The 14,211-nt window shown below is 64.5% G+C and carries 13 protein-coding genes; 5 read left to right on the top strand and 8 right to left on the bottom strand.

From position 1 onward, the window contains the following. Positions 1–47 precede the first annotated feature (47 nt). From SMD10_RS05230 to SMD10_RS05215, 4 genes are all read right to left on the bottom strand, one after another. A complete protein-coding gene (locus tag SMD10_RS05230) occupies positions 48–479 on the bottom strand; it encodes a CopG family transcriptional regulator (RefSeq protein WP_331684598.1) in 432 nt (143 codons plus the stop codon). A gap of 7 nt (positions 480–486) precedes the next feature. Further along, a complete protein-coding gene (locus tag SMD10_RS05225; protein ID WP_331684597.1) occupies positions 487–2,478 on the bottom strand; it encodes a conjugal transfer protein TraG in 1,992 nt (663 codons plus the stop codon). 285 nt (positions 2,479–2,763) lie between these two features. Then, positions 2,764–4,287 carry an FAD-dependent monooxygenase gene (locus SMD10_RS05220; RefSeq protein ID WP_331684596.1) on the bottom strand — a complete coding sequence of 508 codons (1,524 nt, stop codon included), beginning with the start codon at positions 4,285–4,287 and terminating at the stop codon, positions 2,764–2,766. Between the two features lie 81 nt (positions 4,288–4,368). After that, positions 4,369–5,934: a carboxylesterase/lipase family protein gene (locus SMD10_RS05215; protein ID WP_331684595.1), complete on the bottom strand. Its 1,566-nt coding sequence runs from the start codon at positions 5,932–5,934 to the stop codon at positions 4,369–4,371. Between the two features lie 147 nt (positions 5,935–6,081). Between SMD10_RS05215 and SMD10_RS05210 the strand changes: the two genes are divergently transcribed. From SMD10_RS05210 to SMD10_RS05190, 5 genes are all read left to right on the top strand, one after another. After that, positions 6,082–6,774, top strand: a complete 693-nt coding sequence (locus SMD10_RS05210; protein ID WP_331684594.1) for a TetR/AcrR family transcriptional regulator — start codon at positions 6,082–6,084, stop codon at positions 6,772–6,774. Positions 6,775–7,015: 241 nt separating this feature from the next. Next, on the top strand, positions 7,016–7,462 hold the full coding sequence (locus SMD10_RS05205) for a MarR family winged helix-turn-helix transcriptional regulator (protein ID WP_331684593.1): 447 nt from the start codon (positions 7,016–7,018) through the stop codon (positions 7,460–7,462). A 91-nt stretch (positions 7,463–7,553) separates the two neighbouring features. Then, entirely contained in the window at positions 7,554–8,114 is a 561-nt protein-coding gene (locus SMD10_RS05200) for an isochorismatase family protein (RefSeq protein WP_331684592.1), read from the top strand. A 2-nt stretch (positions 8,115–8,116) separates the two neighbouring features. Beyond that, the gene (locus tag SMD10_RS05195; protein ID WP_331684591.1) at positions 8,117–8,446 is read left to right on the top strand and encodes a hypothetical protein; all 330 of its coding nucleotides are present in this window, start codon (positions 8,117–8,119) and stop codon (positions 8,444–8,446) included. Then, a complete protein-coding gene (locus SMD10_RS05190; protein WP_331684590.1) occupies positions 8,439–9,884 on the top strand; it encodes a DHA2 family efflux MFS transporter permease subunit in 1,446 nt (481 codons plus the stop codon). The genes SMD10_RS05195 and SMD10_RS05190 overlap by 8 nt, the downstream gene beginning before the upstream one ends. A gap of 400 nt (positions 9,885–10,284) precedes the next feature. Here the strand turns inward: SMD10_RS05190 and SMD10_RS05185 are convergent, their stop codons facing one another. The 4 genes from SMD10_RS05185 to SMD10_RS05170 form a co-directional block, all read right to left on the bottom strand. Further along, positions 10,285–12,021, bottom strand: a complete 1,737-nt coding sequence (locus tag SMD10_RS05185) for a relaxase/mobilization nuclease domain-containing protein (RefSeq protein ID WP_331684589.1) — start codon at positions 12,019–12,021, stop codon at positions 10,285–10,287. 244 nt (positions 12,022–12,265) lie between these two features. Beyond that, a complete protein-coding gene (locus SMD10_RS05180; RefSeq protein ID WP_331684588.1) occupies positions 12,266–12,904 on the bottom strand; it encodes a lytic transglycosylase domain-containing protein in 639 nt (212 codons plus the stop codon). Positions 12,905–13,098: 194 nt separating this feature from the next. Further along, entirely contained in the window at positions 13,099–13,644 is a 546-nt protein-coding gene (locus SMD10_RS05175; protein WP_331684587.1) for a S26 family signal peptidase, read from the bottom strand. Beyond that, positions 13,641–14,204, bottom strand: a complete 564-nt coding sequence (locus SMD10_RS05170; protein ID WP_331684586.1) for a DUF2840 domain-containing protein — start codon at positions 14,202–14,204, stop codon at positions 13,641–13,643. Before SMD10_RS05170 ends, SMD10_RS05175 begins: the two co-directional genes overlap by 4 nt. Positions 14,205–14,211 lie beyond the last annotated feature (7 nt).

Raw genomic sequence — 14,211 nt, 5'->3', positions numbered from 1 at the left:
GGCAATCAGCGACATCGCTTACAATCTGCAGTAAAGCTCTATAATCCTCAGTTCTTCTGCGATGGTCCGATATCTTCGGAGATCTCGTGCCGGAGCTTCGGCCCCTTGGCGAGGCGGCGGCCGAGCGCCGCGACGAAGACATCATAGCGCTCGCCCGCCTGAGCGCGGGCGGCCGCCTGCGCCGGTTCGGGCAGCGGCGGATTGGAGATCAGCCAGAAGCGCACGAACAGAGCCAGCATCTCGACTGAGATGCCGAGATCGCGCTCGAGCCGCGTCAGCCGGCGGTCGAGCTGGTCGAGACGCTTGGTCGTCGCCGCCTCCTGCCGTTCGGCGGCATCCGGCGACAGGAAGGAGGCGATCGCCGCTTCGGCGACCAGCGATCGCGAATGATCGCGACGGGCGGCATATTCGGCGAGCGCCTTCATGATCGGCGGATCGAGATAGACGGACAGGCGCTGCTTCTTCTGCGGCTTGCTCATCGGCGCCTCACAAATCCATGCCGTCGGCGGGATCAAGCGAAACCTGCCGCGCCACGCCTTGCATCAGCCTGTCGACGCGCCCGATCCGCGCCGCGTCGTCAGCGGCGTCCGCATCGAAGTCGAGATCGAATTCGGTGGCGAGCGGCATCACGGGTTGCTCGATCGCTACCTCGCGCGCCAGTTCCGGCTGCTTGCGGTGCTCTGAGCCTGTGGGGTCCTCATCGTCGCCGGAGGCGCCGTTGGCGTTTTCTGCGACGCTGGTCGGCTGGGTCGTCACAGGCAATGTGCTCCAGTCGTCGGCGGACGGAGCGTCCTTTCTGACCAGCGTCGGCGGCGGCAGCACACGCTCGACAAGCCGCGCGTCCTCGAAGTACCGCGCCTTCTTCGCCCGGATCGGCGGTGTGCCCGCCACCATGACGATCTCGTCCGCCGGCGGCAGTTGCATGACTTCACCGGGCGTCAGCAGCGGCCGCGCCGTCTCTGAACGCGACACCATCAGATGGCCGAGCCAGGGCGACAGCCTATGGCCCGCATAGTTCTTCATCGCCCGCAGCTCGGTCGCTGTGCCCAGCGCATCCGACACCCGCTTGGCCGTGCGCTCGTCGTTGGTCGCAAAGCTCACCCGGACATGGCAGTTGTCGAGGATCGAGTTGTTCGGCCCGTAGGCCTTCTCGATCTGGTTCAGTGACTGGGCAATGAGGAAGGCCTTCAGCCCGTAACCAGCCATGAAGGCGAGCGCGCTCTCGAAGAAGTCGAGCCGCCCGAGCGCCGGAAACTCGTCCAGCATCAACAGGAGCCGATGGCGTTTGCCATTGGCCTCAAGATCCTCCGTCAGTCTACGGCCGATCTGGTTGAGGATCAGGCGGATCAGCGGCTTGGTGCGGGCGATGTCCGAGGGCGGCACGACGAGGTAGAGCGTCACCGGCCGCGCGCCTCCCACAATATCGGCAATGCGCCAGTCGCAACGCCGCGTCACCTCGGCGACGACCGGATCGCGGTATAGCCCAAGGAATGACATGGCGGTGGAGAGAACGCCGGATCGTTCGTTGTCGGACTTGTTGAGGAGTTCGCGCGCTGCGCTGGCAATGACCGGATGCGGCCCTGCATCACCCAGATGCGGCGTCTTCATCATCGCGGCGAGCGTCGCCTCGATCGGGCGACGGGGATCGGAGAGGAAGGCTGCCACACTGGCGAGCGTCTTGTCCTCTTCGGCATAGAGCACATGAAGGATGGCGCCGACCAAGAGCGCGTGGCTGGTCTTCTCCCAGTGGTTCCGCTTCTCGAGACTGCCTTCGGGATCGACCAGGATGTCGGCGATGTTCTGGACGTCGCGCACTTCCCACTCGCCTCGACGGACTTCCAGCAGCGGATTGTAGGCCGCCGACTTCGCGTTGGTCGGGTCGAACAGCAGCGCGCGGCCGTGCCGCGCCCGAAAGCCGGCGGTGATCTGCCAGTTCTCGCCCTTGATGTCGTGGACGATCGCCGAGCCCGGCCAGGTGAGCAGCGAGGGCACCACGAGGCCGACGCCCTTGCCGGAGCGGGTCGGTGCGAAGCACAGCACGTGCTCGGGACCGTCATGGCGGAGATACTGGCGATCGAGCTTGCCGAGTACGACGCCGTCGGACCCAAGCAGCCCCGCTGCCTTCACCTCGTCCGGCCGCGCCCAGCGAGCCGAGCCGAAAGTCTCGGCGTTCTTCGCCTCCCGCGCGCGCCAAACCGACAGGCCGATCGCCACGGCGATCGCGAGGAAGCCACCCGAGGCGGCGATGTACGCGCCTTCGACGAAGATCGGCGGCGCATAGGCGTCGTAGAAGTACCACCACCAGAAATAGGCCGGCGGAGCATAGACCGGCCAGCCCGACAGCTCGAACCATGGCACCCCGAGCTGCGCCTGAAACCCCAGCCGCCAGGCCGTCCACTCCGTCGCCGTCCAAGTCGTCACCAGGACGATCGCAACGACGATGACGATCTGCCCCCAGAGGATCTTCGATGCCGGCACGCGCGCCTCCTTTCCGGAGAAGGTCGGGCGGGGTGCCGGGGCGGTTCAAGCGGCTGTCGGGAGATCGGCGGCGTGATCGTGCTGTGGCGCAGAAAGACAGGGAATGGCTAGGTGCGACCTTGATCGACTATTCGTGCAGATCGCCGGATCGATCGAGGACTGTAAGGACACCCATCTTCATTCAACGTCGCGGACGCACTTCCAGGAAGATCATCCGGGCGCGGGCTCAATACCCGATTGAACGGCCCAATGGGCGTCAAGCCAGCGCAACCGTTTTAGCGAAAGCTAAGCCGTTTCGGTCTTCCCCATCCAAGAAGAGATGACGCTATTGGCGGTCGAGCGGTCGAGCGGCGTGTCGCCATCCCAGACCCAGGCGACGATCCCATCGGGCCTGATGAACAGAGCTGCGATTCCTTTGGTGTCGAGGGCCTGAGCGGAGACCATTTTTAGCCTGCCATCGTACCGACTGGCGAGTTCGCACAGCTCCTGATCACCTCGGAAATCCAGCAGAATCCCAGCGCCATCTTTCAAGAACGTCTTGAGCTGTGCGCCATCCTTGATCTTGAATGCCGGGAAAGGTCTGCCGCAGAGGGGGTGGCCATCGCCCAAGTCATAGTGTTGCGAGGTCCCCGCGATTTTATCGGCAAAATAGGTAGCTCCGTCGTGGGTCGCGATGAGATCGCGCATGACCTCGGTAATCGCGTGCCCCCAAGGATCGGGGCGCATCACCGCTACCTGCGCGAGGGTCCATCGAAGCGCCCATGCTCCGGCAGGGTGACGTTCTCGCGTGTAGGTGTCGAGCAAGCCGGCTGGTGCCCATCCCTTGATCGTTGCTGCGAGCTTCCAACCGAGATTGAGAGCGTCGGCCAAGCCAGTGTTCAGCCCTTGGGCTCCAAGCGGCGAATGGATGTGGGCAGCATCTCCCGCCAGGAGTATCCGGCCCTTGCGATAGGTGTCCGCCTGCCGCGCTCGATCGGTCCACGTCGAGGCGTAATTGAGTTCCCGGACTGTGACGTCCGTTCCTGAGATACGGCGCAAGATCGATTGGAAATGATCGAGGCTTACCTCTTGACCGTCATGGGCGGTCCCCTCGTCGAAATCCATCAATACGACGCGTTCAGGCCCTGGTCCGAGTGCGTATACACCGCACGGAGTGAGCGTGAAGCCTGATTGAAGCTTTTCCGGATCGGCGATGACGGCGGAAGCCAAATAGCCAGTCAGCTGCGGCTCTGTCCCGTCGAATTTGAAGCCGCCCTGTTTGCGGACGACGCTCCGTGCACCGTCGCAACCGACAAGCCAGGAGCCGCGGAAGGTTTCTCCATCCGCCCTGACCGTGACGCCGCCTTCATCCTGCTCGATCTCAGTGACCTCGACTCCTCGGCGAACCAGCACGCCCAGTTGCTCCGCGCGCCGTTCGAAGATTGCTTCCAACGATTCCATGCTGATCGCCACCGACGGCGCCCGCAGAGCGAATGGGTCGCTTAACGCGTCGATCTTGTCTCCCTGGATGGGCAGGGTGGCGAAGTGCCCGCCCGAGGAGGGTTTCGCGTTCTCCCGATCACCGTCTGGTGTTGAGTTCTCCTTCCACAGGAGAGCTGCATCCCGGACTTCATCGAGCAGTCCACGCCAATCGAGAGCCACGAGCGAAGGCGCGTTCAGCCCTCGCATGCCCATCCAACCAGCTTTGATGGGAGCGTGTCGCTCCTTGGTTTTCTCCAAGACCAGAACCCCGATATCCCGCAGCGCGAGTTCGGTGGCAAGAAACAGTCCGACGGGACCGCCGCCGGATATAATAACGTCGTAAGGCATGGACTTATCCTTTTGAATTTGGCGCGCACGGTCACCCCTCGGACGTGAATCCCGACAGACTCTTTCGTCAGATTTGATCCGCTAGCGCCGCTGAACCGTTTGCCAAAACTTGCAACGGTGCGTGGTAGCGAACGCATCGCTTGATTGAGGGGCCGCGACGGTCAAGGACATCACTGGGCCACCCTTTGCCGGATCAAATCGCGGCCATTCGGGCAGCGCCTGACTGCCGGGATCGCCAGACTGGGCGAAGGCCGCCCAATAGGCCCGCATCTCATGCCCTAATGTTTTCTGCGCAGGGGTGAGCGCCGGCGCGTCATCGATGGTGATCGCGCTCATGTCGAAGAGATACTGCAACTCGCTGAAGTGGGCGGCGCCATAGGGAAAGCTGACGGGCGGCGCGACGATCGAGGGGGCGTTCTCGTCGGCCAGCTCGTAGGCATAGACCGGCGTATGGCGCGCCAGCGCCTTGTCGGCTTCAAAGGCGGGGCAGGCGATGACGCTGTCGGTGAAAACCTGCGCGGCAGCGAGGGCCGGCACCTTGTAGTCGGCCGGGTCATACGCCGTCTCGATCGCGGGAAGGGCTGCATCGGCGTAGGAATAGCCCGGAATGAAGCTTCCGATCATCGCCAGCGCCTGGGCGAAGTCCTCGGCCTGCAGCGGCTTGCCGAAGATCTCGAACATGAAGGCGGCGATCAGCGTGCCTTCGTCGTGATTGCTGCCGTTCAGCACCGGAACGTGGGCAAAGTCGCCCGCGGTCAGAGCGGCGGTAATCGGTTCTTGGAGCAGTTTGCCGTCGATGATGGCGGCGCTCGACGTCTCCTGCGCCGCCAGCAGCTTTCCAACGGGTACCGCGCGAAGGCATTTTGCCGCCTCGGCGCTGGCGTCGGATGGGCAGCCGACTTTGGTGGCCAAAGCCTCACCCTCTTCCTCGGCCTTGGCCAAAGGCTCGTCGGCCGGAACGCCGCTTTCGATGATGGCGCGCTGGAACAGCCCGATCGCGAGCGGCGAGACGAGATGGGTGTAGACCGCAAGGCCGCCCGCCGATTCCCCGGCGATCGTCACGTTCCGCGGATCGCCGCCGAAGGCTGCGATATTGCCCTTCACCCAGCGCAGCGCCTGCTGCTGGTCCATAAAGCCATAATTGGCAACCGGGTCTTGGCCCCGATCGAGCGCGGGATGAGCGAAGAAGCCGAGAGCGCCGAGCCGGTAGTTCACCGTGACGACGATCACGTCGTTCTCGCGGGCGAGGGCCTCGGCGTCATAGACGTCGCCCGACCCGTTGGTGAGGCCGCCGCCGTGAAACCAGACCATGACGGGCTTGCCCTTGGAGGATGGCTTGTGCCTGTCCCCGTCGGGCACGACGACGTTGAGGAATAGACAGTCCTCGGCATTTGAGGCGGTGCCGAACGGGCTCGGGCCCTGGGCGCAGCCTTTGCCGGGATGTGTCGCGTCGGCTGTCGCAGAGCCTGCGTGGACCGGCACCGGCGGCTTCCACCGGAGATTTCCCACCGGCGGCTCGCCATAGCGCACGCCCAAAAACTCCTGGGCGCCGTCGCGGGACTGTCCGACGAGAACGCCCTGGTCAAGGGTGACCCGTGGCTGCTCGTCCGCCATGGCCGACATCGGCCACAGCGATACGGCGCTCAACAGCGTGAGCGTTCGCGCAATTCGGCCAGAGCATGTCCTGGACCGTGTGACTGACTCCATCGATCTGCTCCTAACGATTTGTGAATGGAACGTCGTTCCATACCTTTTCAGTTGGAACGTCGTTCCATTGATGTCAAGATCAGCCCCATGAAAAACCGCGACGGGAAAACCGAGAGGCGCAAGGACGCGCTCTCGAAGGCGAAGATCATCGAGACGGCGATCGCCATCCTCGACGCCGAGGGCGAGAATGCGCTGACGTTTCGAGAACTCGGCGCGCGCCTCTCGACGGGCAGTGGCGCGATCTACTGGCACATCGAAAACAAGGGGGCTCTTCTGGCGGCTGCCGCCGACGAGGTGATCGCCGGCGTCATGACAAAGGTTTCGGACGGTGCCGAGCCGCGGGAGGCGATCCGCTCGATCGCGCTTGGCCTGTTCGACGCGGTTGAGGCGCACCCCTGGGTCGGTGCCGAACTGTCGCGCGCGCCGGTCGGCGCGGCGATGTTGCGGATATTCGAGGGGATCGGCGGGCAGCTGCTGGGGCTCGGTTTGCCCGAGGCAAGCTTGTTCGATTCATGGTCGGCGCTGGTGATCTTCATCTTCGGCATCGCCGTTCAAAACGCCGCCAACGCCCGCCATTTGCAGCGAAGTCCGGACCAGTCTCACTTCCGATCGGCCTTTCTCAACAACGTCGCCACCGGATGGGAAGGGCTCGACCCGGACGGCTATCCGTTCATGCACAAGGTCGCCGAACAGTTTCGCCAGCACGATGATCGCGAGCAGTTTCTCGCCGGGATCGATATCATTCTCGCCGGCATCGAGACCGGTCGCATCCGTCAATGAGGCCCGATTCCGAAGGGAGCCGTCTCGACCACATGTTCGTCTGCGATAGGGCGATCCGTCTCACAACCACGCCGGATCGAGGGTTGCGCGCCGAAGCGGGTTTTCGAAAGCGAGGCCGGCGGGCGGCAACGGGTGATGACAGTCTGCGGCCGGCGATTTTTCCGGTTTTCGGCTTGCTGCCATTGACGATATTATAACAGGAAAACTTGCAAGTTTTCCTGTCGTGTTTATGTATCCGCACATGAGCACGTCTCCCGACACCGCAACGCCCCTTGAAACGACCGTAACCGAGCTTTCGCTGGCGGTTGGCCTGCTGCTGCGGCGTCTGCGCGCCGAAACCAACCAGGACGGGCTGACGTGGTCGCAGACCACGGCGCTGGGTCGGCTGGCAAAGACCGGACCGATGACCACCGCCGACCTCGCGCGGGTGGAGGTGGTGAAGCCGCAATCCATGGGTGCGACGCTCTCCGAACTGGAACGCGCGGGTCTGGTCGAGCGTCATCGGCATCCGAGCGATGGCCGGCAGGTCCTGTTCGCCCTGACGGCGGATGGCGTCGAAGCCCGGCGCAAGCGGAGCGCCGCCAAGCAGAAATGGCTGTTGGAAGCGATGGCCGGGTTCACCCCGGAGGAACGGGAGACGCTGATGTCCGCGGTCGCCCTGATCAAGCGCCTTGCCGAGGCCGATTAGGCCATCACGATGCCGCGGCGCTGCGGGTCGCTCCAACGAGCCCGAAGGCGGCGCGTCCGGATGTCGCCCCAATCGTCAAAAGGAAAACACCGTGACCGTGACCGCTCTCGACGCAAAATCTGCGCTCATCGTCATCGATCTGCAGAAAGGCATCGTTTCACTCCCCACCGTTCATCTGATGGACAGCGTCGTGCAGCGCACCGCCGCGCTGGCGGACGCCTTTCGCGCACACGACCTGCCGGTCGTGCTGGTCAATGTCGCCGGCGGTGCGCCTGGTCGGACAGAGCGGTTGCGGAGCCCGCGAGAGCTTCCCGCCGACTGGGCCGAGCTCATTGCCGAACTGAACCGGCAGCCGCAGGACCATGCGGTGACGAAGCACACGCCGGGTGCCTTCACGAACACCAGTCTCGAAGATCTTCTGAAGTCGTCCGGGGTGACGCAGGTCGTGATCGCCGGCATCGCCACCAGCAACGGCGTCGAGGTCACCGCACGCCAAGCCTACGAGCTAGGCTTCAACGTCACGCTGGCGACCGATGCCATGACCGACATGGAGGAGGACGCCCACGCCTGGAGCGTGACGCGCGTGTTTCCCCGGATCGGCGAGACCGGCGCGACGCAGGAGATCGTCGATCTTTTGGAAAGGACCGTCTGACCATGAACTGGCTTTGCGACATATCCTATCTGCTCGGCGGCGCCTTTCTCGCCAATGCCGTTCCGCATTTCGTCAGCGGTATGACCGGGCGGGCCTTTCAGAGCCCATTCGCCAAGCCGTCCGGCGTCGGCCTGTCCTCCTCGACGGTGAATGTTCTCTGGGGTTTTGCGAACTTCGTCATCGCCTATCTGCTCATCGTCTGCGTCGGCGATTTCGATTTTCATGCGGCGGACCAGGTCATCGCCGCCGGCCTGGGCGTCCTGCTGATCGGCGTTTTCAGCGCCCGGCATTTCGGTCGCTTCCATGGCGGAAACGCATCGACAAATGCCTAACGACGCAACCAAGGATACGTCCGCTAAGGGTGGCGCGTCAGCAAATGCTGCCGACGACCGGCTCGACCCCTCCGTATGGAAGATCGCGGGGGTCGCGCTGTTCGGCGGGCTGCTTGCGCAGCTCGACGCGACCATCGTCAACGTCTCGCTGTCGAACTTGGCGAGCGAACTCAACACCAGCCTGTCGACGATCCAGTGGGTCACCAGCGGCTATCTCCTGGCGCTCACCCTCGTCCTGCCGCTGAATGGCTGGCTGGTCGGCCGCATCGGCGCGAAGGCGCTTTACCTCTGGTGCTTTGCGGGTTTCGCTCTGTCGTCGGCCTTGTGTGGCTTTGCCTGGTCGGCCAACTCGCTGATCGCGTTCCGGGTCCTTCAGGGCATCAGCGGCGGCCTGCTCGCTCCCATGGCGCAGATGATGATCGCCAGGGCGGCCGGCAAACATATGGCCCGCGTCGCCGGTTACATGGTGCTGCCGGTCTTGTTGGCACCGGTTCTTGGACCGGTCGTCGCCGGCACCATCCTGCAATATGCCTCCTGGCGCTGGCTGTTCTTCGTCAACCTGCCGGTGGGTGCGCTCGCCTTCCTGCTTGCCGTCCTGTTCCTGCCGGGCGAGCGCGAGGAGACGACAAACAAGAAACTGGACTGGGTCGGCCTCGCATTGCTGTCGCCGGGGCTGGCGCTGTTTCTCTACGGCTCGGACAAGATCGGCCAGACGACCGGCCGTGTAATCCTTGCAGTCGGCATCGTCATGATGGCCGGCTTTCTCTGGACGGCCCGGCGGAAGGGCGACGACGCGCTGGTCGACCTGCGCCTGTTCAAGGGCGGTGTCTTCTCGACCAGCGCCATCACCCAGTTTCTGTCCAACGGCGTCCAGTTCGCAGGCCAGATGCTCATCCCGGCCTTCTTGATCGACGCCTGCGGCCGCGCACCCTCCGAAATGGGCTGGATGCTGGCACCGCTCGGCCTCGGAATGATGGTGACCTATCCCTTGATGGGGACGCTGACGGACAGGTTCGGCACACGCCATGTCTCAGCCGGAGGCGCCTTCCTGACGTTCGTCGCCACGACGGCCTTTCTCTATCTCGCGCTCCATGGCCTCGACCTCTTCGTGCTCGTGTCGGCCCTTTTCCTGCGGGGGATGGGGATGAGCGCCGTCGGTCTGCCGTCAATGGCCGCCGCCTATGCCTCGGTCCGCAAAAAGGACCTGCCGATGGCGACGACCTCACTCAACATCGTCCAGCGGCTCGGCGGACCGACGCTGACGACGCTCTGCGCGTCGTTTCTTGCGTGGGAATTGGGATCGCAAGCCACGGGCCATGCGGCTTCGACCGCTTATGCCTGGGCGTTCCTGCTGCTTTGCGGTCTCCACGCGCTGACCTTCCTCGCTGCCATCCGGCTGCCCCGCCGCCTCGACGACGTGGCGATCCAAAACGGATAGCCTTAGCTTCAGCGGATCATCACGCCGACGGTCCACACAGTCGTATCATCAGCACCGCATCGGCCGCGCCAAACATTCCTCGCCACCTGACAAGTCGCCGCCGCCTCGGGCGTGGATCCCATTTTTATCCTTTTGGTCGGTCTAGCATACCCGCTGAAACGTGGGCGAAGGGCGTGCGGCAGCCTCATCGGCACGACCCCGCCAGACTGCGATTCTGCGATGTCTGGACCCTCAGCGATGCCAAAGTGCTGCTCAATCAAGACGAGCCTCGTCTTGCTGAATAAGGTTAAAACGACGGGTCGGTTGAAACGCCAACTCTATGGCAGTTTTCTCGCCTTGTTGCCCAGAAGCGGTCAGTCCGTAAACATCTTTGCCGAAAGCAGAACGTGCGACCTGCTGCTTATATTCCCAATCCGCGCTTTCGGCCAAAAGTCCAGTCGACGCCACGGTCTCTGCGGACGATGCCTGATACGTGGCGGCCGAGCTGCTTCTCGAGTGAGGGCGTCCAGGGCACCAGCTGGAAGCCGAGGCCGTCGTCGATCATGGCGAAGCGGCCGGAGGCGAGCGCGAAGCGCCGGCGGTAGGTGCCGGCGACGTACTCGCCGCTGTTGGCGCGATTGAACGGCAGACCTGTTTCGGCTGTCAACTTCTCACTCAAAGCTTCGATCTCGCGCTGACGGAGCGTGTCGATCAAATTGCGGGAGAAGACGAGCCGTTGGCCCTGCCGCTCGGCGAGACCCTGGGCGATCAGATGCTCGGCACGGCGACCCATGGCGTCGCGGACCTCCGCGCCGAAACCGCCGCCGAGGGGGACCGGCTCGCGGGCAATGGCCTGCCGATCGAGCCAGGTGGCGCCGGTGGCGGTAATCTGAGCCTCGATGCTGAGATCGGATCGAACCGCAAGAGCAACGCGACGCTGGCCCCGCGCATCTTCGAACTTGCGCAGCTCGACAATCGAGCCTGGAGCGCTGTCACCTGCCGCATCGAGGTCGGGCAGCCTGATATGGTGGGTGTGGCCGTCGACACCATCAACCACGGCATAAGCCGTGCTCTTCAGTTCGTCATCGAGGCCGCGGGTAACGAGGCGGCCAATAACCGGATTGGCAAGGACTTCGGACGCGAGGATATAGCTCGCTGCCCCACGCTCGATGCCACGCTCGGTCAGACCGCGATGGATGCGCTTGATGATGTCGCTGCGTTCACCAAGATCCCGAAGCGTCGTCTCGGCGCGGTCGGAGAGCGTCCATTGGCCAGGCGCGATCTGCTGTGTGAGGCCAAGGCTCTCCAGCTTGCGCAGCCGTCCGACCTTCAGCACGTCGAATTCGTCGGGCTGCCGATCGGCGCGAGGCGCCAAGTCGATCAGCCCCGTCTGATGGGCATCGAGCACGAGTTGGCGGTCGAGATCGGTCCAGCGTTCAGTATCGATCTGACGTTCAAGGGTCTGCCGGATGTCGTGGTCGGTGCGCGGCCCAAGCTCCTGGGTGATAAGATCGCGCGCCCGGTCGCGCATGCCTTCCTTGATGTAGTCGCGGGCGATGACGAGGTTTTTGCCGTCGTCGCGCACGCCGCGCACGATCAGATGGACGTGCGGGTGCTCGGTGTTCCAGTGATCGACGGCGGCCCAGTCGAGCCTGGTGGCGAGATCCGTCTCCATCTGACCGACCAGATCACGGGTGAAGCCCTTGAGGTCGGACATCTCCAGCGCGTCGTCGGGCGAGATGATGAAGCGGAAGTGGTGGCGGTCGTCTTCGCAGCGCTCGGCAAAGTCCCGCGCATCGACGTCATCACCACCCGGGCCGAACAGGCGAGCCTTCTCGCCGTCGCGGGTGACGCCCTCGCGTCGGAGATAGCCGAGATGGGTCGCGAGCGCTGCGGCGGGTCCGCTGTGCCGAACGACGCGCGCCTTGATGACGGCGCCACGCGAACGCGAGGAGATCAGCCGGTTGGCCTGGATCGAGGCTCGCTGGCCACGCCCGAGGCGGGAGCGGGCCGCCGAGCCGATCTTGCCTCTGCGGGACACCGTGCCGCCGGCGCGTTCGACGGCTGCAAGGGCCTGGGCGATGAACGGCCGAGCACGCTGCGCCTTGCTTGAGCGAATGCGGCCGGGCCGAATGCGGAAATCGTCCTCGCTCGTCATGGCCGGAGCGCCGCACCTCGCACCGAAGCGCTGATACGCTTGCAAAGAAGCTCTCGCCAAAGGCTTCGGTGATAAGGTGCACCTCGCGATTTTGCCGCGCAAACCTCTGCCAATCCACGACCGTCCCTCAGCGCACCTCGCGCGCCTTTATCCTGCCGTAACCCCACTGCGTCCTCCCGCGACGCTGACCCCAACGCAATCCGTATCCGATGGCTCGCTGGGCCGCGCTGAAGCACGATCGACCTCATGGCTGGCCTTCCGTCGGAGTGATCCGCACGAACAGCCCGCCCGGCGGCGGTTGCAAGAGAGAGGATGGGTACCGCAAGGACGCTGCCGCGGCTGCACCGGTTTGCCCGTCGGCGCGCCATGGGGCAGCAGCCGGCGTGACGTTGCTGCTCCGAATGAACAGCGGCGACCGCGTCCAGTCGACAGGGGCGATGGCGCCCTCGGTGAACGAGGCGGCCACTTCGCTGCCGATCATCGGGGCGAGCTTGCCGACGTACGCCTGCGTCTCGGCCGGCAGCGGACGACCGAGTAGCAGGCTCTCCTCGTAGCGCTGCGGTCCTGCATTGTAGGCGGCGAGGAAGCCCGGCGAGCCGTAGCGATCGAGCATCGTGCGCAGATAGGCGGTGCCGGCGAGGATGTTATCGCGGGTGTCGAACGGATCCGATCCCAGACCCATTTCGGTGCGCATCTCCCGCCAGGTGCTTGGTACCACCTGCATCAGCCCCATGGCACCGGCCGGTGAGACGGCGCGAGCATCGCCGTTGCTTTCGGCGGCGATGACGGCGCGGATCCAATGCGGCGGGATGGCAAAGCGCTGAGCGGCTTCCGAGATCGCGGAACCGACCGTATCAACAGTCGCGGTGCGATCCGGCGGCAACGCTTGCGCTTGAGCAGGGACGGACGCGGCTGCAGCTAGCAAGAGACCTGGAACGAGGAGAAGCGGCCAGCGACAGCTCGGTGACCATCGCCTGCTTTGGTTCCGGCCAAGTGGCGCGAGTGTTGTCTTTGTGCAGGGGAGCGGGCCGAAAGCGCGTCCTCCGGCACCGGTCGCAGAGACGGTATCCGCGCCGGTCACCATGCCGGCCTCCGCCATTCGAAGCGGCCGTTGCCGTCCTCGTCGGTGACGATGGGAATGGCGCGGCCGATGACGGTGCGTGCCGGAAGCGGGCCAAAATATCGCCCGTCGAAGCTGTCTCGGACGCTCGTGTTCATCAGAAAGACTTCGTCTTTCGCGATGCGCCGGCAGCCCTGCCAACCCGGCAGCGGGCGACCCATGCGGTCGCGGTCGAGTGCCTCTCCGACGGTTTTGTCGTCGAGCGTGATGCTGCCGCCGTTGCGGCAAACGTTCTGGCCAGGCAGGCCGAGCACGTGCTTGATCAGCGGCACGCCGCGCGGGAGATAGCTGCGATCCGCCATGAAGCGGGCCAGTGGTTCCGGCGGCATTGCGGCGACGAGATCGCCGGTCATGAGCGTACTCACCGGCATGATCCGGTAAAGCCCGATCGGGGCGCTGGCCGAGGCGTTCCAGAGCAGTTTCGGCGCCACCGGAGTGGCAAGCGAACCGCCGACAAGTGCTATCGACACAGCGATTGCGCCGAGGATGCCGGTGCGCGTCATGGTGTGCGCTCTTCCGGCTGATCGGCACGCGCGCCTCCGTCGCGTTGCCGATCACCGGCGATCCTTTGGCGCAGCTGGTACGCCGAATGCTGTTCGCTGGTGTAGACCCGCGGCTCGTGGCCAGCGGTGAGACGGTTGTGAACGTGCCGCCAATAATCCGGCGCAACGGCGCATGGATCGATGCCGAGAGCCTCGACGGCATCGATCGCCTGCAGCACCCGCTCCACCTTTGGCCAGCCGGCGATCTTGAGCAGAATGTCGCCGCCGGGACGCACGAAGGGCAACGTCTGATAGGGCTCGCCGGGCGCAACGGCGCGCACGATGTCGATCCGCGAGATCACCGTGCCATAGTCGTTCGCTGCCCAGCGGACGAAGGCAAAGACGGTTCCGGGAGCGAAGAACAGCAGGCGCCGGCGGCGGTCGATCCGCTGCTCGTCCGCCTTGCGGCCGAAGCGGATCCAGAACTCGATCTTCTTTGCGATCCAAGTAAGTTCGACGCAGGTCAGGTCGTCGAGCGGCTGTGTTTGCGAGCCTGTTCCGGCAGATGGATCGTTCCTCATCGGACGC

The organism is Consotaella aegiceratis (assembly GCF_036541425.1).
Classification (GTDB): Bacteria; Pseudomonadota; Alphaproteobacteria; order Rhizobiales; family Rhizobiaceae; genus Consotaella; species Consotaella aegiceratis.
This window is presented reverse-complemented; position numbering and strand designations above follow the sequence as displayed.

What these genes read in the sequence shown, in the direction of transcription:
- SMD10_RS05185 (WP_331684589.1), bottom strand. Translation starts at nt 12,021, where the DNA reads ATGACGAGCGAGGACGATTTCCGCATTCGGCCCGGCCGCATTCGCTCA.
- SMD10_RS05175 (WP_331684587.1), bottom strand. Translation starts at nt 13,644, where the DNA reads ATGACGCGCACCGGCATCCTCGGCGCAATCGCTGTGTCGATAGCACTT.
- SMD10_RS05195 (WP_331684591.1), top strand. Translation starts at nt 8,117, where the DNA reads ATGAACTGGCTTTGCGACATATCCTATCTGCTCGGCGGCGCCTTTCTC.
- SMD10_RS05210 (WP_331684594.1), top strand. Translation starts at nt 6,082, where the DNA reads ATGAAAAACCGCGACGGGAAAACCGAGAGGCGCAAGGACGCGCTCTCG.
- SMD10_RS05170 (WP_331684586.1), bottom strand. Translation starts at nt 14,204, where the DNA reads ATGAGGAACGATCCATCTGCCGGAACAGGCTCGCAAACACAGCCGCTC.
- SMD10_RS05190 (WP_331684590.1), top strand. Translation starts at nt 8,439, where the DNA reads ATGCCTAACGACGCAACCAAGGATACGTCCGCTAAGGGTGGCGCGTCA.
- SMD10_RS05220 (WP_331684596.1), bottom strand. Translation starts at nt 4,287, where the DNA reads ATGCCTTACGACGTTATTATATCCGGCGGCGGTCCCGTCGGACTGTTT.
- SMD10_RS05230 (WP_331684598.1), bottom strand. Translation starts at nt 479, where the DNA reads ATGAGCAAGCCGCAGAAGAAGCAGCGCCTGTCCGTCTATCTCGATCCG.
- SMD10_RS05205 (WP_331684593.1), top strand. Translation starts at nt 7,016, where the DNA reads ATGAGCACGTCTCCCGACACCGCAACGCCCCTTGAAACGACCGTAACC.